Below are 21,398 nucleotides of genomic sequence, written 5' to 3' on the forward strand. Positions count from 1 at the left end.
CCGTCAGCATGGGGGTGCCGACGATGGCTTTCAAGCCATCGCCTCGGCCAGCTTGCGACGGGCGGCGGTGTCACCCTTGCCGGCGTTGGCGTCGTCGCCTTCCGGGGCCGGCAGCGCCGCGAGCGGGGCGCTGGCATGGATCAGGCGGCCGTTCAGCTGGGCGCCCGCATTCATCTCCACCACCTGGTAATGGACGTTGCCGTTGACCCGTGCGCTCGGGGTCAGCTCGACCTTCTCCGTGGCATGCACGTCGCCGTCCAGGCGGCCACTGATCACCACCACCTGGGCCCGGATCTCACCCTCGATCACGCCATGCTCGGCGACCGTCAGGGTCGCGCCGCTGGCGCCTTCGGCGGCGATCACCTTGCCGTGGATGCGGCCTTCCACATACAGGCCACCACTGAATTCCACATCGCCTCGGATCACCACCTGGTTGCCGATCAGGGCATCCACCACCAGCTGGCCTTCACGGTTGGATTTGCTGCTTCCGAACATCTGCCTACTCCCCTTTGCTGGCCGGTGCACCGGCCTGTTTCCAGTCGAATACCTGGGTGGTACCCCCCGTACCACTCCCCAATGTCACCCGCACGCGTTGCGGGGTGAAGTCAGCCGGCAGCATCACGCTGCCGGTGATCTGCTGGAAGTACCGGAACGAGTAGTCCTGCCCCGGTACCTTGCTGCGCTGGTGCAGATCATCCCAGCTGATCGTGGCCAGCTTGCCGTTCTTCACGCCTTCCACGGTGAAGCGCATCTGCCCCTGGCTGATGGCACCGCGATTGAGGTTCTGGGTCAGCACGGCGGTGTACTGCCAGGTGCCGGCCGCTTCCGGGCTGAACTCGATCGAGTGGGTGTTCAGGCCCTTGCGCTGGCTGGTCGACCCGACCAGGCGTTCATAGAAGGCGACGTCGGCCCGCAGACCGGCGATTTCCTCATCGCGCTCGGCCAGCGAGGACTGCACCTCGGTATTGGCGGCACGGCTGATGCGGTCGGAGGCTTCCAGCGTGGCCTGCTTCTGGCGCAGCTCGGTCAGCTGCGCCTGCAGCGTCTCTGCACGCTTCTCGGCGGCCTGCAGGCGCTGGCCCTGGGCATCGCGCGGCGTGGCCATCCAGCAGCCACCGAGCACCGCCAGCACCAGGCTGAGCAGCCAGATGCCGCCGATCACCAGCAGGCGGCGACGGTCGGCCGGCGGTTGCGGCGCGCCGGGCAGGCGCACCTGCACGCGCATGGGAGGACGGTTGTTCATGGGTGGATTCCGGGGCATCGCGAGGGCGACACCGGTACGGCCCCTGTGGCAAACGACGGGCTAGTGTATGACAGGACGGGTGGGTTTCCTGCGCAGCGGCCGGCGCCGGTCTGTGGCGTTCAGCCACGCCATCGCCGATAGTGTGGCCCCCTGCACAGTTCCGTCGCCGGAGCACCGCCATGACCGAAGCCCACCTGTTCGTGATCGGCATCCTGCTGGCCTGGCTGGCCGGCATCCGTGTCTACCTCACCGTGTTCGGCGTCGGCCTGGCCGGCCTGCTCGGCTGGGTCGACCTGCCGCCTGCCCTGCAGGCCACCGAATCGTGGTGGGTGCTGGGCACTTCGGCGGCGCTGGCGGTGACCGAATTCTTCGCCGACAAGATTCCCGGCGTGGACTCGGTCTGGGACCTGGTACAGACCCTGGCACGCGTCCCTGCCGGCGCCTTCCTGGCCGCGGCCACGCTGTCGCCGGATGGCCAGCTGGGAACCGGAGCGCTCGCTGCCGGCGCCGGTGTCGCGCTGGCCAGTCATGGCCTGAAGGCCGGCACCCGTGCCCTGCTCAACACCTCGCCGGAACCCGCGAGCAACTGGGTGGCCTCCGCCGCCGAAGACACCGTGGTGATCGGCGGGCTGGCGCTGGCACTGGCGCACCCGTGGATCGCGCTGGTGGTGGTGCTGGCCTGCAGCCTGGCCGGCGCGCTGCTGGTGTGGCTGGTCTGGCGCACCTTGTGGAAGAGCGTGCGCTGGCTGGCGCGCACCGCATCGGCGCCGCCGCGGCAGCCCGGCACCGGTTGATCACCGGGCTTGCCGCATAATGGAGGCGAACACCAGGAGCACCGATGGCCGCAAACGAATCCCCCGCGGGCGCCCGCCCGGGACGCGCTGAAACCCCTCCGGCCGATCATTGGCAACGCTGGACCGCTGAGCGGGCCAGCACCGGCACGGCGGCTCCGCTCGCGGCCACGCCGCTGGCCGCGGTCGACACTGCGGCCGTCACCGGCAGTGCGCCGCCCCCGCTTCCTGGCCCGCTGGCGCAGGCCGAAGCCGGCAACAACGATCACGCACCGTCACCCTCCGATTCGCCCTATCGTGTGCTGATCGTCGAGGACGACCGCGCCCAGGCCCTGTTCGCGCAGAGCGTGCTGCATGGCGCCGGCATGCAGGCGATCGTGCACAGCGATGCCGACGGCGCGATGCAGGCGATCAAGCAGCATCGCCCCGACCTGATCCTGATGGACCTGCACCTGCCCGGCCTGGACGGCATGCGCCTGACCGCGCTGATCCGCCAGCAGCCCGGCCTGCAACTGCTGCCGATCGTGTTCCTCAGTGGCGATCCGGACCCGGAGCGCCAGTTCGAAGTGCTCGACAGTGGCGCCGACGATTACCTGAGCAAGCCGATCCGCCCACGCCACCTGATCGCGGCGGTCGCCAACCGCATCCGCCGCGCGCGTGCGCAGGCCGCGACCCTGCCCGGTGCATCCGGCACCCCGGCCACCAGCAACCCGGAAACCGGCTTGCCGACCCGGCACCATGTGCTGCAGCAGCTCAACGCCGCGCTGGCCCATCGCGACCAGGGCGGCGTGCTGTTCGTGGAGATCTCCAGTGCGCTGGGCCTGCGCGAGCGCTTCGGCTATGCCGCCTTCGAGCGCCTGATGGTGCAGGCCGGGCAGCGCCTGGCCGAAGCCGGCCATCCGCACCTGCTGGCACGCCTGAACGACAACAGCTTCCTGCTGCTGGCGCGCAATATTGATGAGGACAGCCTGGAAGGCATCGCTGCCGCGTTGCGCGAGCAGCTGTCAGCCCGCGCCTTCGTGATCCGCGACGACGAGTCCGTGCACCTGCGTGGCGTGGTCGGCTATGCGCCGCTGTCGTCGGGCTTCGAAGATGCCAGCAGTGCGCTGGAAGCCGTCGAGCGCACCACCCTGCAGGCGCGCCTGCTGAGTGCCGGCGTGGCCGGCCACGTTCACCGTGACGTGATCAGCGAACAGGAACACCTGGCATTGCTGGAAGGCCAGCTCGAACTGGCCTACCAGCCGATCGTCGCCGTTGCCGGCGGTGACACCGCGCAGTACCAGCTGCTGCTTCGCCTGCGCCAGGCCGACGGCACCGTGCTGGCGGCCGGACAGGTGATTCCGGCCGCGGAAGCCGCCGGGCGCATCGCCGACCTCGACCAGCAGGTGATGGACCACGCGCTGGGCCTGCTGGACCTGTACCGGCACGCTACGCAGCCGCTGAACCTGTTCGTCTCGCAGTCGCTGCGCACCCTGCAGCGCGATGCCTTCGCCGACTGGCTGCTGGAGTCGCTGCAGCAACGTGACCTGCCCGGCAGCGCGCTGGTGATCGATGTGCGCCTGCCCGACGCGCTGATCCACACCGTGCCCCTGCTGCAGTTCTGCCAGCGCATGGCCAGTGCCGGCGTACGCTTCTGCCTGAGCCAGTTCGAGCCGGGGGGCGAAGCCGATGCGCTGCTGACCCACCTGCCGCTGTCGTTCGTGCGCATGGCTGCGCGCTTCTCCAGCAGCCACTCCAACCCGGCCACGCGCGAGGAACTGCGGCGGGCGATCGAGCGCGCGCACGCGGCCGGGCAACAGATCATCGGCCAGCAGATCGAGGATCCGCAGGCCGCCGCCGCGATGTGGATCGGCGGTGTCGACTACATCCAGGGCAACATGGTGCAGTCGGCAGGCAGCGACCTGAACTTCGACTTCCACAACGCGGTGCTCTGACGTGCCGTTGTGGCTGCCGCTGGCTGCCCTTGCCGCGGCCGCCGTCGCCCTGCTGCTGTTGGGGCTGCGCCTGCGCGCGCGCAATCGTGCGCTGGCCGTGCTGCAGCGCGAACGCAGTACGCTGGCCAGCGAGCGCGACCAGCTGCGCCGCACCACCGAACGCCAGGGGCAGCTGGAACAGCAGCTGCTGCAGGCCAAGCAGGCCGCGGAAGCGGCGGTACTGGCCAAGGGCGAGTTCCTGGCCACGATGAGCCATGAGATCCGCACCCCGCTCAACGGCATCCTGCCGATGCTGGAGCTGATCGCACGTGGCCCACTGGGCGAGGACCAGCGGCAGATGCTGGCCACCGCCTCGGCCAGCTCCCAGCAGCTGCTGCGCATCGTCGATGACATCCTCGACTATTCACGGCTGGAAGCGCAGGCACTGGAGCTGGAGATCACCAGCTTCAACCTGCGCGACCTGCTCGATGGTGTGGTGCAGCTGTTGCAGCGCGCCGCCGATTCCAAGGGCCTGTCGCTGGGCCTGCAGCTGGATCCTTCGGTGCGCCTGCCGGTGCGTGGCGACCCGGTGCGCCTGCGCCAGGTGCTGAGCAACCTGCTGGCCAACGCGATCAAGTTCACCGCGCGTGGCCAGGTACAGCTGCGCGTGCAGCGGCTGGGCGAAGGTGCCGCGCAGCACCAGCTGCGCTTCGAGATCATCGACACCGGCATCGGCATCGACGGGACGCTGCAGGCACGCCTGTTCCAGTCCTTCAGCCAGGCCGATGCCTCCACCACCCGGATCTACGGCGGTACCGGGCTGGGCCTGGCCATCTGCAAGCGCATCATCGACCTGATGCACGGGCGCATCGGCGTGCAGTCCACGCCCGGCCAGGGCGCGACGTTCTGGTTCGAGATTCCGTTGTTGAAGGTGCCGGGTGACCTGCCGGCGATCGCGCGCGCTGCGGCCCCGCTGCTGCTGTTCAGCAGCGATGCGCTGCTGCAGGCGCGGGTCGAGCGCATCGCGGGCCATCATGCGCTGCAGGTGCAGGTACTGGCGCAACCCGAGGCAGTGGTCGAGCGCCTGCGCGCGGTGCCGCGACCGGGACAACCGGCGCCGGCCTGGCTGCTGGTCGATGCACGCGCGCGCCGCGGCGCCGAGGCCACGTTGCAGCAGGCCCTGGCCGAACGCGGCATGGACGACGCGCTGCAGGTACTGTGGCTGCAGGACGATCCGCTTCCGGCGCGGCCGCGCCAGCACCGGCTGCCTGCGCACGTCGAGGACGCAGCACTGCATGCACTGCTGGCTGCGCCGGTCGCGCAGGCGCGTCCGTCCGCGCTGCTGGCCCACGCCGACCAGGGGCAAGCCGCGCCCGCCTTGCCGCCATTGCACCTGCGCGTGCTGCTGGTGGAGGACAACACGGTCAACCGGATGGTGGCCGAGCAGCTGTTGCGCGTGTTCGAGTGCGAGGTCCGCAATGCCGCCGATGGCGAGCAGGCCCTGCTCGCCCTGCGCGAGGGCGGCGTGGATGTGGTGCTGATGGACTGCCAGATGCCCGTGCTGGACGGTTATGCCGCCACCCGCCACTGGCGCGCGGAAGAAATCGAGCGTGGGTGCACGCGGCTGCCGATCATCGCGATGACCGCCAATGCCATGGCCGGTGACCGCGAACGCTGCCTGCAGGCCGGCATGGACGACTACCTGTCCAAGCCAATCACCCGCACCACCCTGCACGCCCTGCTGCAGCGCTGGGCGGGCGGTAAAGCCGCATCATCTGCACGGCCTTCTGCAGAGCCGAGCCATGCTCGGCTGGCGGCCGACAGCAGTCGCGCTGCATCAGCCGAGCAGGGCTCGGCTCTGCAGCAGACGAAAGGCCAAGCGGTGACGCAACCGGTGCTCGATCGCGAGGTACTGGACGAACTGCGCGCGGTGATCGGCGATACCGCCATCCAGATCATCTCGGTGTTCCTGGAAGATGCTCCAGCCCTGGTGCAGCAGCTGCAGCAGGCCGCCCAGGGCGGCGACGAAGCGCGCCTGCAGGCCGTCGCGCACAGCCTGAAGTCATCAAGTGCGAACGTCGGCGCACTGTCGCTGTCGGCAGTCGCGCAGCGGATCGAACACGAAGCCCGCAGTGGCAGCCTGCAGCGCCCCGCAGTGGCGGTGGCGCTGCTGGTTGCGGAATTCGCCCGCGCGCGCGTGGCGCTGACGGGCTACCTGGCGCAGCATCGTGCCGGCCAGGCCGGCTGAGTCACTCTTCCAGCTTGCTCAGCAGGTACTTCGGCTCGCCGATGCGCTCGATCAGGTCGAGCTGCGTTTCCAGCCAGTCGATGTGCTCTTCTTCCGAATCGAGGATCTTCACGAACAGCTGGCGGCTGACGTAGTCACCGACCGAATCGGAATAGGCCACGGCCTCGCGCAGGGTGACCACGCCATCGCGCTCCAGCGACAGGTCGCACTGCAGGATCTCGGTCGGGTTCTCGCCGATGCGCAGCTTGCCCAGTGCCTGGAAGTTCGGCAGGCCTTCGAGGAACAGGATGCGGTCGGCGAGCATGTCGGCATGCTTCATCTCGTCGATCGATTCCTTGTACTCGTGTTCGGCCAGCTCCTTGATGCCCCAGTTCTTCAGCATCTTGGCGTGCAGGAAGTACTGGTTGATCGCGGTCAGCTCGTTGTAGAGGACCTTGTTGAGGAATTCGATGACCTTGGTGTCGCCCTTCATGGGGATGCTCCTGCACGCTGAAAACGCAGGCACTTTAACGCCTCGCGTGCGCGGGTGAAGGAACGCGAATCGTGCGCATTGGCCAGAGCGGGCGCACGTGAAGAAGGCGAAAGCGCGGCGTCAGTGCGCCGCGAAGGAAACGATCAGGCGACCTGGGCCAGGCCGAGTACCGGCAACGGCAGATCGTGGGTGGCACGCGCCTTGGCCAGCAGCTCGCCTGCCATGTCCAGGCAGGAACCGCAGGTGGCGCCACAGCCGGTACGCATGGTCAGTTCGGCCACCGAGCTGACGCCATGGCTGGCGGCTTCGCGGATCTGGTGGTCGGTGACTCCGTTGCAGATGCAGACGTACACAGGCGTGAACCAGGCTGACAGGCCAGAAGCGGCCTGTTGGCTATTCCAATGGAAACGAGAATGGTTGTCAATCAGGGACCTGAACCATTCTCGATACCGTTCAGCCGCTCAGCTGGCCGGCCCGTCGCTCTGGGCCTTCTTCGGCCAGTAGCCACGGGTCCGTGGGCGCTTGCGGGGGCGATCGTGGCCGGCGGTATGGCCCGGCATCCACGCCTCGGCGGCGCTCTTGGGCATGGCGGTGACGCCCTGCCCGGCCACCCCGCGCGCCAACGGCGCCAGGTGCCGCAGGGCACGCGCATAGACGCCGCGCTTGAACATCACCACGTGCTCGACCGGGTACCAGAAGTCGACCCAGCGCCAATGATCGAACTCGGGCGAGTCGGTATGGTCCAGCCGCACATGGGATTCGTCGCCGGTCAGGCGCAGCAGGAACCAGACCTGCTTCTGGCCGATGCAGACCTGCCGCTCGTTGCGGCGGATCGCCCGTGCCGGCAGCTTGTAGCGCAGCCAACCCGGGGTTGCCCCGAGCACTTCCACATGCTCAGGCAGCAGGCCGGTCTCTTCCTGCAGTTCACGATACATGGCCTCGACAGGCGTCTCGTCGGTGTTCATGCCACCCTGCGGGAACTGCCAGCCATCCCGGCGCACGCGTCGTGCCCAGAACACCTGGCCGTCCTGCCGCATCAGCACAATGCCGACGTTCGGTCGATAGCCGTCCGGATCGATCACGATGCGGACTCCTAAAAAATCTACTGGCCGGGACTATCCCATGCCCTCTGTCGGCCCACAAGCACGACACAAAAGTGTTGACAGGGGCGATACACATCCGCAGAATAGCGGGCTCACCAAGGCTATGTAGCTCAGCCGGTTAGAGCACAGCACTCATAATGCTGGGGTCGGTGGTTCGAGTCCACCCATAGCCACCACACTGAAAATCAAGTTGTTTTTCAGTGTGAAAAGTGAGAAAATAGCTTCACGTTACATTGCCCCGTCGCCAAGCGGTAAGGCACCTGACTCTGACTCAGGCATTCGGTGGTTCGAATCCATCCGGGGCAGCCAAACAAAAAAGAAAAAAGCCTGATCGAAAGATCAGGCTTTTTTCTTTTTTGTCTGGTCACGCATTCCACACCTTATCCTGCGCCTGTCGGCAAGAGTCAGATCCAGGGTCAGATCCTTTTCCAAAGGAAAAGGATCTGACCCTACCCTCTCCATGAAGAGCAGCCGAGCATCGGCTCGGCTCTACAGGAGGCCACAGGAAATGCATGGCCCTGAAACGACAAAAGCCCGGCCGAAGCCGGGCTTTTGCTTTTCCAGCCAGCGGGCTCCCGAAGGAGCCCAACCAGGCGCAATGGATCAGCGCTTGGAGAACTGGGTGGCGCGGCGGGCCTTGTGCAGACCGACCTTCTTACGCTCGACTTCACGGGCGTCACGGGTCATGAAGCCGGCCTTGCGCAGCTCGGACTTCAGGGTTTCGTCGTACTCGACCAGAGCACGGGCGATGCCCAGACGGATCGCACCGGCCTGGCCGGTGGTGCCGCCGCCAGCGGCGGTGACCAGGATGTCGAAGCTTTCGGTGTTCTTGGTCAGCTCGAGCGGCTGGCGCACGATCATGCGCGCAGTCTCACGACCGAAGAACTCGTCCAGCGGACGGCCATTGACGGTGATGTTGCCCGAACCCTTGCGCAGGAACACGCGAGCGGTGGAGGACTTGCGGCGGCCAGTGCCGTAGTTTTGAGTGATAGCCATGATTAGATATCCAGAACCTGCGGCTGCTGTGCGGCGTGCGGATGCTCAGTGCCGGCGTAGACCTTGAGCTTGCGGTACATCTGGCGACCCAGCGGGCCCTTCGGCAGCATGCCCTTGACGGCGATCTCGATCACGCGCTCCGGGTGGCGCTCCAGCGCCTGGGCCAGGGACTCGGTCTTCAGGTTGCCGATGTAACCGGTGAAACGGTGATACATCTTGTCCTGCAGCTTCTTGCCGGTGACGGCAATCTTTTCTGCATTGATGACGACCAGGTAGTCGCCGGTATCAACGTGCGGGGTGTAGACCGGCTTGTGCTTGCCACGCAGACGGCGGGCCAGCTCGGTGGCGAGACGGCCCAGGGTCTTGCCCTCGGCGTCGACGAGGTACCAGTCGCGCTGGACGGTCTCGTTCTTGGCAGTGAAAGTGCTCATGAAGAACTCTAGGTTAGGTCGGGCTCATTGCGGCGAAGGACTCGCCGGAACTCTGCCACGCGTTGTGAAAGGTGAAGCGTAAGAGGCGGGATTGTACGCAGGTCAAGCCCCCGGCGCAAGTCAGGCCGTGCCCCGGGTTGGCAGGGCGGCGGGGCCGGGCGAGAATCGCGGGGTCTTCCGCCCCACCGTGTACCGCCATGACCGTGCTCCGCCAGACCACCCCGCTGGACCACCTGCTGACCGAGGCGCAGCGCGCCCTGGACACGGTGTTCGGCAACCCGCCGGCGGCCCGCCCCTACCCGGCCGCTGGCACCGATGAGCCGGGCATGGACAGCGCCGAGCGCCGCCACGCGGCCGGCCTGATGCGGATCAACCACGTTGGCGAGGTCTGCGCACAGGGCCTGTATTTCGGCCAGGCAGCCGTGGCCCGCGACCCCGCCACGCGGGAACACCTGCTGGAAGCGGCCCAGGAAGAAACCGATCACCTGGCCTGGTGTGCCACCCGGCTGGGCGAGCTGGACAGCCGTCCCAGCCTGTTCAACCCGCTGTGGTACGCCGGCAGCTACACCATCGGCACCCTCGCCGGCCTGCGCGGCGACGGCTGGAACCTGGGCTTCGTGGTCGAGACCGAACGCCAGGTGGAAGCCCATCTGGACGAGCACCTGGTCGATCTGCCGGCCGGCGATCTGCGCAGCCGCGCGGTCATCCAGGTGATGAAAGAGGACGAGGCCCGCCATGCGGACCACGCCGAGCAGGCCGGTGCACGCCGCCTGCCGTTCCCGATCCCGGGCGCGATGGCGCTGGCCTCCAGGGTGATGAAGGCCATCGCCTACCGCATTTGAACGGGCGCCCCCACCCACGGTGGGGGCCTACCCCAAAACACGGCGGGCCCGATGGTGGGGCCCGACCGTTGGTCGGGCCGTCGGGCCGTCGGGCCGCCTTTCAGTTCGGCGAGACCAGCTTCAGGCCAATCACGCCGGCCACGATCAGCCCCACGCAGGCCAGCCGGGCCGGCGATGCGCTGTCGTTGAACAGGTAGATGCCCAGCACCGCCACGCCCAGGGCGCCGATACCGGTCCAGATCGCATAGGCCGTGCCGACCGGAATGCTCTTCATCGCCTGGCTCATCAGGTACAGGCTGATCAGGGCGGACACCACCGTGGCGACGGTGGGCAGGGGTTTGCTGAAGCCTTCGGAGTACTTCATTCCGAGGGCGAAACCGATCTCGAACAGGCCGGCCAGCAGCAGGTAGATCCAGGGCATGGGTGGGGGCTCCTTACCTTTTTTGAAAAAAACGAAACGGCCCGGTGTTTTCACACCGGGCCGTGGGTCGGTACATCACCGTGGAACCATATCGCATACGCGACACCAGTTCCACGGGGCGGGTCGTCCCGCCTGGGCGGCGATGCCTGCGGGCATCGCGCATGGGGCTTACTCGGACAGGTTCCGGCCGTGGAACAGCTCTTCGATCTCGCGCTTCAGCAGCGCTTCGATCTTCATGCGTTCCTTGAACGACAGGTTCTTGGCCTTTTCCTCGAACAGGTACTGGTCCAGGTCGAAGTCCTTCAGGTGCATCTTCGTGTGGAAGATGTTCTCCTGGTAGACGTTGACGTCGAACATCTCGTAGCGCGACTTGATGTTCTTGGCCAGGAAGTTCTGGATCGAGTTGATCTTGTGGTCGATGAAGTGCTTCTTGCCCTTCACATCGCGGGTGAAGCCACGGACACGGTAGTCCATGATCACGATGTCCGACTCGAGGCTCTCGATCAGGTAGTTCAGGGCCTTCAGCGGCGAAATGACGCCACAGGTAGCCACGTCGATGTCCGCACGGAACGTCGCGATACCTTCCTGCGGATGGGTTTCCGGGTAGGTGTGGACGGTGATGTGGCTCTTGTCCATGTGCGCGACCACGGCGTCGGAGATCAGCTCCTTGCCGGCCAGCTTCTTGTCGATCACCGGTTCTTCGGAGATCAGGATGGTCACCGAGGCACCCTGCGGGTCGTAGTCCTGGCGGGCCACGTTCAGGATGTTGGCGCCGATGATCTCGGCGACATCGGTCAAGATTTGAGTCAGCCTGTCGGCGTTGTACTCTTCATCGATGTATTCAATGTAACGCTGACGCTCCTCTTCGGTGCGCGCGTAACACACGTCATAGATGTTGAAGCTCAGCGCCTTGGTGAGGTTGTTGAAACCCTGCAGCCTCAGGCGAGGCAACGGCTTGACCACGGCGGTCGATTCCTGTGTAAGAAGGGAAAGGGGGAATTATGGGGCAAACTGTCCCCGGGGGGAACGTGAAGACGCAAGAGTTCTGGCACACTGTTTGCCCTTAACAATTGCGCTGGTTAAGCTCCGCTATCGACCCCGTGAATCCGTTCATGCGCAGAGGGAGCGCCCCTATCGTGTCAACCGTGCGCCTAGCTAGCAGTCCACTGGCCTTGGATATCGCCACCATTGATCGTTTCCTGGCGCACAGCCACAGGCGGCGATATCCCACCCGTACCGATGTCTTCCGACCCGGTGACCCGGCGGGAACCCTGTATTACGTCGTCAGCGGCTCGGTTTCGATCATGGCCGAGGAAGATGACGATCGCGAGCTGGTGCTGGGCTACTTCGGTGCCGGTGAGTTCGTCGGCGAGATGGGCCTGTTCGTCGAATCGGACCGCCGCGAGGTGATCCTGCGCACCCGTACCGCCTGCGAGCTTGCCGAGATCAGCTACGAGCGCCTGCACCAGCTGTTCCTCGGCCCGCTGTCGGCCGATGCCCCGCGCCTGCTGTATGCGCTGGGCCAGCAGATCTCCAAGCGCCTGCTCGACACCAGCCGCAAGGCCAGCCGCCTGGCATTCCTGGACGTTACCGATCGGATCGTGCGCACCCTGCACGACCTGGCCCAGGAACCGGAGTCGATGACGCATCCGCAGGGCAGCCAGCTGCGCGTCTCGCGCCAGGAACTGGCACGCCTGGTCGGTTGCTCGCGCGAAATGGCCGGCCGTGTGCTGAAGAAGCTGCAGACCGACGGCCTGCTGCATGCACGCGGCAAGACCGTGGTGCTGTACGGCACCCGTTGATTGTCGTGTTTCCACCGCCGGGCCGGGCCCGGCGGTGTGCACCTGTAGCGCCGGGCCCACGCCCGGCTGACGCATGACCGGCATCCCCGCAGCTGCGGCAGCCGAGCGCAGGCTCGGCTCTACACGGCGCCTGTGCGCCCGCATCCGCTAGGCTGGGGGCATGGAGCTGAGCAGCGAATTCTGGTGGTTCATCCTCATCGGCCTCGGCGCACAGCTGGTCGATGGCGCGCTGGGCATGGCATTCGGCCTGGTGTCTTCATCGGTGATGCTGAGCATGGGGCTGCCCCCGGCCCAGGTCAGCGCCAGCATCCACACCGCTGAAGTGTTCACCACCGGTGCCTCGGGTGTGTCGCACCTTGCAGCCGGCAATGTCGATAAACGACTGTTCCTGCGCCTGGCCCTGCCCGGTGCGGTCGGTGGCGCGGTCGGCGCCTACGTCCTCACCCAGATTCCTGGCGAGATCATCCGCCCGCTGATCTATCTGTACCTGCTGGTGCTGGCGATCATCATCCTGGCCCGCGCCGCGGGACGCTGGATGCCCAAGGGCGAGATCCGCCGGGTACCGGTGCTGGGCTTCTTCGCCGGCCTGCTGGACGCCAGCGGCGGTGGCGGCTGGGGACCGGTGGCCACCTCCACCCTGCTCGCCCGTGGCGGCCAGGCGCGCACCACCATCGGCACCGTCAACGCGGCCGAATTCATCGTCACCCTGACCATCTCGGCCACCTTCCTGCTGTCGATGGGGGTGCAGCACCTGCAGATCGTCGCCGGCCTGCTGATCGGCGGCATGATGGCCGCGCCGGTGGCCGCGATCCTGGTGAAGAAGGTGAAGGAGCGCTGGGTGCTGGTGGCCGTCGGCGTGCTGGTGCTGGGCATCAGCCTGTTCCAGATCGGCCATGCGGTGTACGCGCACCTGTATCGCTGACTGTCCGCCGGGCATGGCCCGGCGCTGGCAGCGAAGGATCCGGTAGTGCCGGCCGCTGGCCGGCAGCCTCATGAGCCGTGGAAGCGCGTGCGAGGTTGCCGGCCAGCGGCCGGGGTTGCCCGTTACGCCTTGTCGCCAGCGCGGTCGACGCAGCCCCAGTTGAGGATGCGGGTGCCGGCCGGCAGCACGCGGCGGAAGAACTCCACCCGCGATGGCTTCGGGTTCACCACCACCGGCGCCTTGGCTGCCAGCAGCAGCGGCAGATCGGCCGTACTGTCGGAATAAGCGATATCGATGTCGCCATAGCCACGCTCACGCAGCATGCGCATCTTCTCTTCATTGTGGCAATGGCGGGTCGGGCCGACCCCACCCAGCCGCGGACCGACCTCGGTGCCGATCACCGGTACGTCCTGGTGGGCAACGAAGGCCAGGATCGCGCGTGCCAGTTCCGGCGGCGCGCCGGTGGCGACCACCACGCGGTCACCCTTGGCACGGTGCGCGGCAAAGACCTGCAGCGCCTGCGGCAGCAGCTTGGCGCGCATCTGCGCCTCGTTGCGCAGCACGTAGGCGTCGATCACCTTGTTGAAATCACGCGCCCGGTGCAGGCCGAAGCTGCCGATCCACACGTAGACCGAGATGCCGGCACGACGCGTCGGCAGCATCGCCACCATCGGCCCGGCGATCGGCGTGACCAGCAGCGCAGCCAGCATCCGCAGCGGATTGCGCTTGATCAGCGAGGCGAACAGATGGGTGCCCGAATCGCCGTCGTAGAGGGTGTGGTCGAAGTCGAAGACCACCAGCGGCGCATCCTCGCGCGGCGTTGGATAGTGCGTTGTCATGCCGCGAAGAATAGCTGACGCAGGCCCTCGCCCGGCTCTTCGACGCGCATGAAGGCTTCGCCGACCAGGAACGCATGGATGCCGGCATCGCGCATCAGCGCCACGTCCTGCGGGCCGAGGATGCCGCTCTCGGTGACCAGCAGGCGGTCACGCGGCACCGCCTGCTGCATGTCCAGCGTGGTCTGCAGCGACACTTCGAAGGTACGCAGGTTGCGGTTGTTGATGCCGATCATCGGCGCCGGCACCTGCAGCGCACGCTCCAGTTCGTCGATGTCATGCACCTCCACCAGCACGTCCATGCCCAGCGACAGCGCCAGCTCGGACAGCGTCGCCAGCTGGGTGTCGTCCAGCGCGGCGACGATCAGCAGGATGCAGTCGGCACCGAGCACGCGCGCCTCGTACACCTGGTAGGCATCGATCACGAAGTCCTTGCGCAGCACCGGCAGCGTGCACGCCTCGCGGGCCTGCTGCAGGTAGGCGTCCGCGCCCTGGAAGAAGTCCACGTCGGTCAGCACCGACAGGCAGCTGGCGCCACCGAACTCGTAGCTGACGGCGATGTCGGCCGGGCGGAAATCCGGGCGGATCACGCCCTTGGACGGGCTGGCCTTCTTCACTTCGGCGATCACCGCCGGGTCGCCGTTGGCCACCGCCGTCTGCAGTGCGCGCACGAAGCCACGTACCGGCGGGGCGCTGGCCAGGGCGGCCTGCAGCTCTTCGAGCGGGCGCTGGGCGCGGCGCTGGGCCACTTCTTCGGCCTTGCGGGCCAGGATCGTCTGCAGGATGTCGCTCATCGTCTTCGGTTCGGTGCGGGGGCGGTGAGGACGGCCATTATCGGCCATCGATGGGGTCAGGCTGAACCGCGCGCTCAGGCAACCAGCGCGCGGGTGGTCTCCACATACTGCTGCAGGCGCTGGCGGGCGCTGCCATTGGCAATCGCGGCCCGGGCCCGGGCCAGGCCGTCGCCGATGTCGCTGGCCACGCCAGCCACGTACAGCGCGGCACCGGCGTTGAGCGCCACGATGTCCAGCGCCGGGCCGGGCTGGTTGTCCAGCACCGCGCGCAGCATGGCGATGGACTGCTCCGGACCGTCCACCCGCAGGTTGCGGCTGGCCGACATGGCGATGCCGAAGTCTTCCGGGTGGATCTCGTACTCGCGCACCTTGCCGTCGCGCAGCTCGCCGACCAGGGTACCGGCACCCAGCGAGATCTCGTCCATGTTGTCGCGGCCCCAGACCACCATGGCCCGCTCGGTACCCAGCTCGCGCAGCACGCGCGCCTGGATGCCGACCAGATCGGGGTGGAACACGCCCATCAGCACCGACGGCGCGCTGGCCGGGTTGGTCAACGGGCCAAGGATGTTGAAGATGGTGCGCACGCCCATTTCGCGCCGCACCGGTGCCACCACCTTCATCGATGGGTGGTGGATCGGCGCGAACATGAAACCGATACCGGTCTGCTCGATCGCCGCGGCCACCTGGGCCGGCTGCAGTTCGATGGCCGCGCCCAGCGCTTCGACCGCATCGGCGCTGCCGGACTTGGACGACACGCTGCGGTTGCCGTGCTTGGCCACGCGCGCGCCGGCCGCGGCGGCCACGAACATCGCGCAGGTGGAGATGTTGAAGGTATGCGAGCCATCGCCACCGGTGCCGACGATATCGACCAGGTGGGTGGTATCGGCCACCGGCACCGCCAGCGCGAATTCACGCATGACCGTGGCGGCGGCCGCGATCTCGTCGATGGTTTCCTTCTTCACCCGCAGGCCGGTGAGGATGGCGGCGGTCATCATCGGCGACACGTCGCCGCGCATGATCTGCCGCATCAGGTCGACCATCTCGTCGAAGAAGATCTCGCGGTGCTCGATGGTGCGCTGCAGGGCTTCCTGGGGGGAGAAGCTCATGGGAATGCTCCTTGGATCAGGCCGCCGGACGCTGCAGGAAATTGCGCAGCAGGGCGTGGCCGTGTTCGGTGAGGATGGATTCGGGATGGAACTGCACGCCTTCGACCGGGAACTGGCGGTGGCGCAGGCCCATGATCTCCTCGATCGAGCCGTCGTCGTTCTCGGTCCAGGCGGTGACTTCCAGGCAGTCCGGCAGGCGGTTCTTGTCCACCACCAGCGAGTGGTAGCGGGTGGCCTGGTAGCGGTCCGGCAGGCCGGCGAACACGCCCTTGCCTTCATGGCGGATCGGCGAGGTCTTGCCGTGCATGATGTTGCCGGCACGGATCACGGTGCCGCCGTAGACCTGGCCGATGCCCTGGTGGCCCAGGCACACGCCGAGGATCGGCGTGGTCGGGCCCAGCCGCTCGATCAGCTGCAGCGACACGCCCGCTTCGTTGGGCGTGCACGGGCCGGGCGAGATGACGATGCGTTCGGGTTTCTGCGCGGCGATCTCATCCACGCTCATCGCATCGTTGCGCACCACCTTCACCTCGGCACCCAGCGTCTGCAGGTACTGCACGAGGTTGTAGGTGAAGCTGTCGTAGTTGTCGATCATCCACAACATGGTCGGGTTCCGTCGCTTGTCAGGAGTTGGCGTACACGTCGGTGCCGCGCAGGGAGGGGTCCGGGTACAGCGGAAGGTGCCGCGGCGCGAGCCACGGCACAGGAAGGCTTACAGGCCCTTGGCCGCCTGGGCGACGGCGCGGAACAGCGCACGGCCCTTGTTCATCGTCTCGTCCCATTCCTTGTCCGGGTCCGAGTCGTAGACGATGCCGGCGCCGGCCTGCACGTACAGGCGGCCGTCCTTGATCACCGCAGTGCGGATCGCGATCGCGGTATCGGCATCGCCATGCCAGCCGATGTAGCCGATGCTGCCGGCGTAGACATTGCGCTTGATCGGCTCCAGCTCGCGGATCACTTCCAGCGCGCGGATCTTCGGCGCGCCGCTGACCGTGCCGGCCGGGAACGTGGCGCGCAGCACGTCGGCGTAGCTCAGCCCGGGCTGCAGCTGTCCGGTCACTTCGCTGACGATGTGCATGACGTGGCTGTAGCGTTCGATCACGAACTGCTCGCCCACTTCCACGGTACCGGCCCTGGACACGCGACCGGCATCGTTGCGGCCCAGGTCGATCAGCATCAGGTGCTCGGCGCGCTCTTTCGGATCGGCCAGCAGTTCCGCTTCCAGCGCCAGGTCCTGCTCGGCGGTGGCGCCACGCGGGCGGGTACCGGCGATCGGGCGCACGGTCACTTCCCCGTCCTGCAACCGCACCAGGATTTCCGGCGAGGAGCCGACCACCTGCAGGTCGCCGACGTCGAGGAAATACATGTACGGCGATGGGTTCAATGCGCGCAGCGCGCGGTACACATCCACCGGGCGCGCCTTGAACGGCACGCTCAGGCGCTGGCTGAGCACCACCTGGAAGATGTCGCCGGCACGGATGTAGTCCTTGCTGCGCTGGACCGCATCGACAAAGCCTTCGCGGGTGAAACCAGACACGAAATCGGACTCGTCCAGCACATCGCTGTTGAGCGGCGCCGGATAACCCGCACCCGGCGCGCGCAGCTTGGCGCTGAGCGCATCCAGGCGCGCCTGCGCCCGTTCGAATGCACCGTCGCTACGCGGATCGGCATGCACGATCAGGTACAGCCGGCCCTTGAGATTGTCGAACACTGCCAGCTCATCGGAGTGCAGCAGCAGGATGTCCGGGGTACCCAGTTCATCGCGGCCCGCCGGCGTGGCAAGGCGCGGTTCGATGTAACCGATGCACTCGAAACCGAACCAGCCGACCAGGCCACCCGTGAAGCCGGGCAGGCCTTCCAGCTTCGGCACCGAATGGGCGCTGCGCAGCGCCTCGACTTCGGCGAACGGATCGGCGACCTCGCGTGTTTCCACCACCTGGCCGTCTTCGCGCACGGTCAGCGTGTGGCCGTGGAAGGCATACACGCGGCGTGCCGGCAGACCGATGATCGAGTAACGACCAAAGCGCTCGCCGCCTTCGACGGATTCAAACAGGTAGGTATTGGGGCCGTCGGCGAGCTTCAGGTAGACCGAAAGCGGCGTGTCCAGGTCGGACAGCACTTCGCGGACGACGGGAATATGGGTGTGGCCTTCAGCGGCCTGCAGCTGAAACTGAGCGTGCGAGTTCAAGACGACTTTCCTTCCGGGACACAGCGTTATGGGGGCGGACGACGGCAACGGGCCACCATCGCCACCAACGGCGTGCGGAAGAAAGGGTATGCGGGGTCGTCAGGCTGGACACCCCTTGACTGTATCGCAGCCGGGGCGGCAGGGGAACCCCGTGAAACTGAACCACGCGACGCCCGGGGCCGGCCACGACCGGCAGTCGCGTCGACCGCGCGTCCACGGCTCCCGGTTCCGATGGCGTAAAACGCCGCATCACGCGAGCCGGCCAGCAGCCGGCGCTACCGCCCGTCGGCGGTGGCACCTTCCTGGTGGGAGGCACCCCGCAGCAACGGGCACCCCGTCGGCAGGTGCATGCGCACCCTGCCCGGCACGCAATCGATGCGGAACCGGCGGGCCTGTACCGGCTCGCCGTCCAGATTGAGCGTCAGCGGGCGCTCGGACGCGATCTGCAGCCACGGCAGCCGCGCGCGCGTGGCCAGCTGCTCCAGCGCGGCCTGGGTACCCGACTTGAACATCTGGCCGAGGGTCGCGGTGACTTCACCTTCCAGTTCGGGAAGCACCGTCACATCCAGCAGCCCATCATCGATCAGCGCCTGCGGGCACAACTGCTGGCCACCGCCGGCCTGGCGACCATTGCCGATACCCAGCGCGATGAAATCGCCTTCCCAGGCGAAATCCGGGCCGGACAGGCGCGCCGCGATCGGTTCGATGCGGCCCAGCTTGGCGATACCGGTGATGACATAGGCCAGCCCACCGAGCATTTTCTTCAACCCCGCGTCGGTCTCCACCGTCACCTGCGTACCGAAGCCACCACTGGCGAGATTGGCACACCACCAGGGCGTGCCATCGGCATCCACACGCAACAGATCGATGGCCTGGGGCCGCACCTGCCCGATCAGCGCCAACGCCTGCCCAGGCTCGGTCGGAATGCCGGCCGCAGTGGCGAAGTCATTGGCCGTCCCCATCGGAACCAGCGCCAGCGATGGCAGCCTGTCCGCCGGTTCCTCGCGATGGGCCAGGGTTTCCACTACCGCGCTGAGCGTGCCATCGCCCCCTGCGGCCACGATCACATCCACTCCGTGGTCGATGGCCTCGGCCACGTAGCGCTCGGCATCACCGTCCTCCCAGGTCACCCGCACTTCCAGCTGCACGCCCTGTTCGCGGCACTCGCCGACCGCGTCGCGCAGCGCCTCGTCGCCTGCGGATTTGCCATTGAGGATCAGGCGCCAGCGCGGGGTTGTCATGCAGTGCATCCAGTGAGGGGGCGCTCAGGCTAGCAACACCTTGTTTGCCACCGGTGAATGTCACGCAGGTGTCATTCATCTACCGCAGAATAGGACGTCATAGCAGGGACGACGGATGGAGGCAGGATCAGCCTCCCACGCATGCAGCAGGGCCACGCCAGTGATCGGCGTGGCCTTTTTTTTGCCGGCGGGCCCAGCCATGCCGCAACCGGCGCAGGCCAGCGACGGAGCCCGCTCACCCCATGCGCGGACCGAGCGCAGGATGTGCCGGCTGCTGCATGTCCTGCGCCTGCTGCCACGCCAGTTGCTGGTCCAGCTCGACACCGCGCTGCAGGATCTCCTGTGCTGGTGGTGCCGGCTGGCTGACATCGACCGTGGCGCGGAACCCCGGCGTGGTTCCCGCCAGGTACAGGCGTTCACCGGACAGCGTCACGCTGCCCAACTCGTTGGCGTGGCGGATACCGGCCTCGCGCGCGGCGATAGTGGCGTCCAGCACATGGCCATCCCCCAACTGGGCCGGCACCTGCTCACGGATGTGCTCGAACAGCCTGCGATCGCTCGCCGGCAGGTGCGGCAGCATCTGCGTGGCCTCGGCATCACGGGCAAGCGTCCGCTCCCGCAGCTCGGGGGCAGCACGCCAGTCGTCGCTGTGCTGCTGCACGGACTGGCGCAACGCCTGTGTGCTGTCGAGCGCGAACATGCGCGCCGGTGCGGTGGCCGACAGTGCCGTCACCTGCACTTCGCCCCTGCCGGCCAGGGTCAATTGCAACTCGGACATCCCCACTCCTTCGCGCTCGGCCCGCGTAGCAACCGCCGCCGCCAACTGCTCGCTGTGGCCACCGCGGTCGATGCCCTCGGCCACTTCCATCCGGCCAACCGCCACCAGCGCCCGGCAATAGCCAGGGTGGCCCGGATGCGCCGGGTCCTTCAGCGAGTCCGGCACCGGTGGCACCGCGCATGCCTCGGGGTCACGCTCGGTCAGCCGCTTGTGCAGCCAGCTGCGGTTCTCCGGAAGCGGATTGTGCTCTTCCCTGTTCAATGGACTGTCGGGAACAGGTGCTGGAATGCTGCGGATCCGCTCGATGTTCTCCAGCACCTTCACCGCCCCCTCGAAGTTTCTGATCGTGGCCTTCTCACCATTGGCCACGGGAAGCTGGGTATGCAGCCCGGCCCGGTTCAGGCCGATCCAGACGAAGTCGATGCAGCTGTTGGTCTTGCCGTTGTAGTAGAGATTGAAGAAGCGCTGCTGCCCGACCACGGCTGCGTCGCCGTACTCCCTCAACGAACGGTACTGCGCAGCACTGATCTCCATCGTGCGCGAATAGGCCGGCTGCTCATACGACTCGTGCTCGCCCTTGACCACTTGGCCCGGGCCGCGGATGCCGGTCCTTATGGGAGAAAATCCATAGCCCGTGCTTGCCCTGCCATTACTGATCGAATAGTAGACATGCCCGGCACTGGACTGATGATCTTCCTTCCCGGCCTGCTTGATCAGCGTACCTGGTGCGGCGAGGTAGAGGGTGACGGTATAGACCGGCTCTTCCTTGCGCGTATGCGGATGCCAGTCGGCAAAACGGTTGCTCATGGACACGGCCTACTTGTAGTGGAAATAGCCAACCAGCAGCTCGAAATCGAGATGGCGGATCTGCGGGTGGTCCTGCAGGCTTTCCACCTCCAGGTGGTAGCGCCCGGGCAGTGCTGGGGAAATGATCGCGATCTCGTTGTTCAAGTAAGCAAAGTCCATGTTGAAGCGGCCCTGGGCCTCCAGAGTCTCGGCATCGATGCTCATGCCCCCGTGCCTGGTGAAGACATGGGAGGTGTTCTGATCGAAGGGATAGGTGTCGTCGCTAGCCCTGCCCAGACGCTGTTCCAGCAGGGTCACCGGAATGCGCTGAGCCCCCTCGATCCGCCACAACTGCACCCTCAAAGGGATCTTTTCAAAATCCAGATAATCATGGTCCCCGCCTTTGATGTCCGGCCGCCCCTTGGGGCCGCCGGTGCGGAAGCCGATCAGCACCATGTCCGGCCAGGTACCATCCGACCGTGCCG

22 protein-coding genes, 2 tRNA genes and 1 pseudogene are annotated in these 21,398 nt (G+C 66.8%); 8 read left to right on the forward strand and 17 right to left on the reverse strand.

Annotation, left to right across the window (positions count from 1 at the left end; all coding sequences use genetic code 11):
* Positions 1-30: 30 nt before the first annotated feature.
* Positions 31-495 carry a polymer-forming cytoskeletal protein gene (locus Q0P60_RS17700; RefSeq protein WP_294996640.1) on the reverse strand — a complete coding sequence of 155 codons (465 nt, stop codon included), beginning with the start codon at positions 493-495 and terminating at the stop codon, positions 31-33.
* Between the two features lie 4 nt (positions 496-499).
* Entirely contained in the window at positions 500-1,243 is a 744-nt protein-coding gene (locus tag Q0P60_RS17705) for a DUF6776 family protein (RefSeq protein ID WP_345780348.1), read from the reverse strand.
* A 179-nt stretch (positions 1,244-1,422) separates the two neighbouring features.
* Between Q0P60_RS17705 and Q0P60_RS17710 the strand changes: the two genes are divergently transcribed.
* The 3 genes from Q0P60_RS17710 to Q0P60_RS17720 are packed head-to-tail and all read left to right on the forward strand — an operon-like array spanning position 1,423 to position 6,195.
* Positions 1,423-2,037 carry a DUF4126 domain-containing protein gene (locus Q0P60_RS17710; RefSeq protein WP_294996643.1) on the forward strand — a complete coding sequence of 205 codons (615 nt, stop codon included), beginning with the start codon at positions 1,423-1,425 and terminating at the stop codon, positions 2,035-2,037.
* A 44-nt stretch (positions 2,038-2,081) separates the two neighbouring features.
* Positions 2,082-3,968: an EAL domain-containing protein gene (locus Q0P60_RS17715; protein ID WP_294996646.1), complete on the forward strand. Its 1,887-nt coding sequence runs from the start codon at positions 2,082-2,084 to the stop codon at positions 3,966-3,968.
* Position 3,969: 1 nt separating this feature from the next.
* On the forward strand, positions 3,970-6,195 hold the full coding sequence (locus tag Q0P60_RS17720) for a hybrid sensor histidine kinase/response regulator (protein ID WP_294996649.1): 2,226 nt from the start codon (positions 3,970-3,972) through the stop codon (positions 6,193-6,195).
* A gap of 1 nt (position 6,196) precedes the next feature.
* Here Q0P60_RS17720 and bfr read toward each other — a convergent pair whose 3' ends face one another.
* From bfr to Q0P60_RS17735, 3 genes are all read right to left on the reverse strand, one after another.
* Positions 6,197-6,667, reverse strand: coding sequence for a bacterioferritin (gene bfr / locus Q0P60_RS17725; protein ID WP_005419804.1), 471 nt, complete (start codon positions 6,665-6,667; stop codon positions 6,197-6,199).
* Positions 6,668-6,810: 143 nt separating this feature from the next.
* Positions 6,811-7,020 (reverse strand): bacterioferritin-associated ferredoxin, encoded by a 210-nt coding sequence (locus tag Q0P60_RS17730; protein WP_294996653.1) that lies wholly within the window; start codon positions 7,018-7,020, stop codon positions 6,811-6,813.
* Positions 7,021-7,128: 108 nt separating this feature from the next.
* On the reverse strand, positions 7,129-7,749 hold the full coding sequence (locus Q0P60_RS17735; RefSeq protein ID WP_294996656.1) for an RNA pyrophosphohydrolase: 621 nt from the start codon (positions 7,747-7,749) through the stop codon (positions 7,129-7,131).
* Between the two features lie 120 nt (positions 7,750-7,869).
* On the opposite strand from Q0P60_RS17735, the gene Q0P60_RS17740 reads away from it, so the two are divergent.
* Together Q0P60_RS17740 and Q0P60_RS17745 are read left to right on the forward strand one after the other, a co-directional pair.
* Positions 7,870-7,946 (forward strand) — tRNA-Met (locus Q0P60_RS17740).
* Positions 7,947-8,004: 58 nt separating this feature from the next.
* Positions 8,005-8,079, forward strand: a tRNA-Gln gene (locus Q0P60_RS17745).
* A gap of 294 nt (positions 8,080-8,373) precedes the next feature.
* Here Q0P60_RS17745 and rpsI read toward each other — a convergent pair.
* On the reverse strand, positions 8,374-8,766 hold the full coding sequence (gene rpsI, locus Q0P60_RS17750; protein ID WP_005411311.1) for a 30S ribosomal protein S9: 393 nt from the start codon (positions 8,764-8,766) through the stop codon (positions 8,374-8,376).
* Between the two features lie 2 nt (positions 8,767-8,768).
* Entirely contained in the window at positions 8,769-9,197 is a 429-nt protein-coding gene (rplM, locus tag Q0P60_RS17755; protein WP_005414692.1) for a 50S ribosomal protein L13, read from the reverse strand.
* Between the two features lie 197 nt (positions 9,198-9,394).
* Here rplM and coq7 point away from each other — a divergent pair, with 197 nt between their 5' ends.
* Positions 9,395-10,039 (forward strand): 2-polyprenyl-3-methyl-6-methoxy-1,4-benzoquinone monooxygenase, encoded by a 645-nt coding sequence (coq7, locus tag Q0P60_RS17760; RefSeq protein WP_294996661.1) that lies wholly within the window; start codon positions 9,395-9,397, stop codon positions 10,037-10,039.
* A gap of 100 nt (positions 10,040-10,139) precedes the next feature.
* Here the strand turns inward: coq7 and sugE are convergent, their stop codons facing one another.
* Both sugE and speD read right to left on the reverse strand, forming a co-directional pair.
* The gene (gene sugE / locus Q0P60_RS17765; RefSeq protein WP_057497538.1) at positions 10,140-10,460 is read right to left on the reverse strand and encodes a quaternary ammonium compound efflux SMR transporter SugE; all 321 of its coding nucleotides are present in this window, start codon (positions 10,458-10,460) and stop codon (positions 10,140-10,142) included.
* A 168-nt stretch (positions 10,461-10,628) separates the two neighbouring features.
* The gene (speD, locus tag Q0P60_RS17770) at positions 10,629-11,423 is read right to left on the reverse strand and encodes an adenosylmethionine decarboxylase (RefSeq protein ID WP_005411315.1); all 795 of its coding nucleotides are present in this window, start codon (positions 11,421-11,423) and stop codon (positions 10,629-10,631) included.
* A 149-nt stretch (positions 11,424-11,572) separates the two neighbouring features.
* Between speD and crp the strand changes: the two genes are divergently transcribed.
* A complete protein-coding gene (crp, locus tag Q0P60_RS17775; protein WP_294996667.1) occupies positions 11,573-12,262 on the forward strand; it encodes a cAMP-activated global transcriptional regulator CRP in 690 nt (229 codons plus the stop codon).
* Between the two features lie 160 nt (positions 12,263-12,422).
* Positions 12,423-13,184, forward strand: coding sequence for a sulfite exporter TauE/SafE family protein (locus Q0P60_RS17780; RefSeq protein WP_294996670.1), 762 nt, complete (start codon positions 12,423-12,425; stop codon positions 13,182-13,184).
* A gap of 122 nt (positions 13,185-13,306) precedes the next feature.
* Here the strand turns inward: Q0P60_RS17780 and Q0P60_RS17785 are convergent, their stop codons facing one another.
* The 8 genes and pseudogenes from Q0P60_RS17785 to Q0P60_RS17820 all read right to left on the reverse strand — a co-directional run.
* On the reverse strand, positions 13,307-14,023 hold the full coding sequence (locus tag Q0P60_RS17785; RefSeq protein WP_294996673.1) for a haloacid dehalogenase-like hydrolase: 717 nt from the start codon (positions 14,021-14,023) through the stop codon (positions 13,307-13,309).
* Entirely contained in the window at positions 14,020-14,814 is a 795-nt protein-coding gene (gene trpC / locus Q0P60_RS17790; protein ID WP_294996676.1) for an indole-3-glycerol phosphate synthase TrpC, read from the reverse strand. The genes Q0P60_RS17785 and trpC overlap by 4 nt, the downstream gene beginning before the upstream one ends.
* 74 nt (positions 14,815-14,888) lie before the next feature.
* Entirely contained in the window at positions 14,889-15,920 is a 1,032-nt protein-coding gene (gene trpD, locus Q0P60_RS17795; RefSeq protein WP_049401667.1) for an anthranilate phosphoribosyltransferase, read from the reverse strand.
* Positions 15,921-15,936: 16 nt separating this feature from the next.
* A complete protein-coding gene (locus Q0P60_RS17800; protein WP_294996680.1) occupies positions 15,937-16,524 on the reverse strand; it encodes an aminodeoxychorismate/anthranilate synthase component II in 588 nt (195 codons plus the stop codon).
* Between the two features lie 108 nt (positions 16,525-16,632).
* Complete coding sequence (gene trpE / locus Q0P60_RS17805) at positions 16,633-18,108, reverse strand: anthranilate synthase component I (protein ID WP_294996683.1); 1,476 nt, start codon at positions 18,106-18,108, stop codon at positions 16,633-16,635.
* Between the two features lie 275 nt (positions 18,109-18,383).
* The gene (yegS, locus tag Q0P60_RS17810; protein ID WP_294996686.1) at positions 18,384-19,349 is read right to left on the reverse strand and encodes a lipid kinase YegS; all 966 of its coding nucleotides are present in this window, start codon (positions 19,347-19,349) and stop codon (positions 18,384-18,386) included.
* Positions 19,350-19,584: 235 nt separating this feature from the next.
* Positions 19,585-20,934, reverse strand: a complete 1,350-nt coding sequence (locus Q0P60_RS17815) for an XVIPCD domain-containing protein (RefSeq protein WP_294996689.1) — start codon at positions 20,932-20,934, stop codon at positions 19,585-19,587.
* A 9-nt stretch (positions 20,935-20,943) separates the two neighbouring features.
* A pseudogene (locus tag Q0P60_RS17820) lies at positions 20,944-21,398 on the reverse strand (hypothetical protein); the annotation flags it as partial.

The organism is uncultured Stenotrophomonas sp. (assembly GCF_945952405.1).
Taxonomy (GTDB): Bacteria; Pseudomonadota; Gammaproteobacteria; order Xanthomonadales; family Xanthomonadaceae; genus Stenotrophomonas.

Excerpts from the sequence above, each read along its gene's own strand:
- Q0P60_RS17700 (WP_294996640.1), bottom strand. The coding sequence starts at position 495 with ATGTTCGGAAGCAGCAAATCCAACCGTGAAGGCCAGCTGGTGGTGGAT.
- Q0P60_RS17705 (WP_345780348.1), bottom strand. The coding sequence starts at position 1,243 with ATGAACAACCGTCCTCCCATGCGCGTGCAGGTGCGCCTGCCCGGCGCG.
- Q0P60_RS17710 (WP_294996643.1), top strand. The coding sequence starts at position 1,423 with ATGACCGAAGCCCACCTGTTCGTGATCGGCATCCTGCTGGCCTGGCTG.
- Q0P60_RS17715 (WP_294996646.1), top strand. The coding sequence starts at position 2,082 with ATGGCCGCAAACGAATCCCCCGCGGGCGCCCGCCCGGGACGCGCTGAA.
- bfr (WP_005419804.1), bottom strand. The coding sequence starts at position 6,667 with ATGAAGGGCGACACCAAGGTCATCGAATTCCTCAACAAGGTCCTCTAC.
- rpsI (WP_005411311.1), bottom strand. The coding sequence starts at position 8,766 with ATGGCTATCACTCAAAACTACGGCACTGGCCGCCGCAAGTCCTCCACC.
- rplM (WP_005414692.1), bottom strand. The coding sequence starts at position 9,197 with ATGAGCACTTTCACTGCCAAGAACGAGACCGTCCAGCGCGACTGGTAC.
- coq7 (WP_294996661.1), top strand. The coding sequence starts at position 9,395 with ATGACCGTGCTCCGCCAGACCACCCCGCTGGACCACCTGCTGACCGAG.
- sugE (WP_057497538.1), bottom strand. The coding sequence starts at position 10,460 with ATGCCCTGGATCTACCTGCTGCTGGCCGGCCTGTTCGAGATCGGTTTC.
- crp (WP_294996667.1), top strand. The coding sequence starts at position 11,573 with ATGCGCAGAGGGAGCGCCCCTATCGTGTCAACCGTGCGCCTAGCTAGC.
- Q0P60_RS17780 (WP_294996670.1), top strand. The coding sequence starts at position 12,423 with ATGGAGCTGAGCAGCGAATTCTGGTGGTTCATCCTCATCGGCCTCGGC.
- Q0P60_RS17785 (WP_294996673.1), bottom strand. The coding sequence starts at position 14,023 with ATGACAACGCACTATCCAACGCCGCGCGAGGATGCGCCGCTGGTGGTC.
- trpC (WP_294996676.1), bottom strand. The coding sequence starts at position 14,814 with ATGAGCGACATCCTGCAGACGATCCTGGCCCGCAAGGCCGAAGAAGTG.
- trpD (WP_049401667.1), bottom strand. The coding sequence starts at position 15,920 with ATGAGCTTCTCCCCCCAGGAAGCCCTGCAGCGCACCATCGAGCACCGC.
- Q0P60_RS17800 (WP_294996680.1), bottom strand. The coding sequence starts at position 16,524 with ATGTTGTGGATGATCGACAACTACGACAGCTTCACCTACAACCTCGTG.
- yegS (WP_294996686.1), bottom strand. The coding sequence starts at position 19,349 with ATGACAACCCCGCGCTGGCGCCTGATCCTCAATGGCAAATCCGCAGGC.
- Q0P60_RS17815 (WP_294996689.1), bottom strand. The coding sequence starts at position 20,934 with ATGAGCAACCGTTTTGCCGACTGGCATCCGCATACGCGCAAGGAAGAG.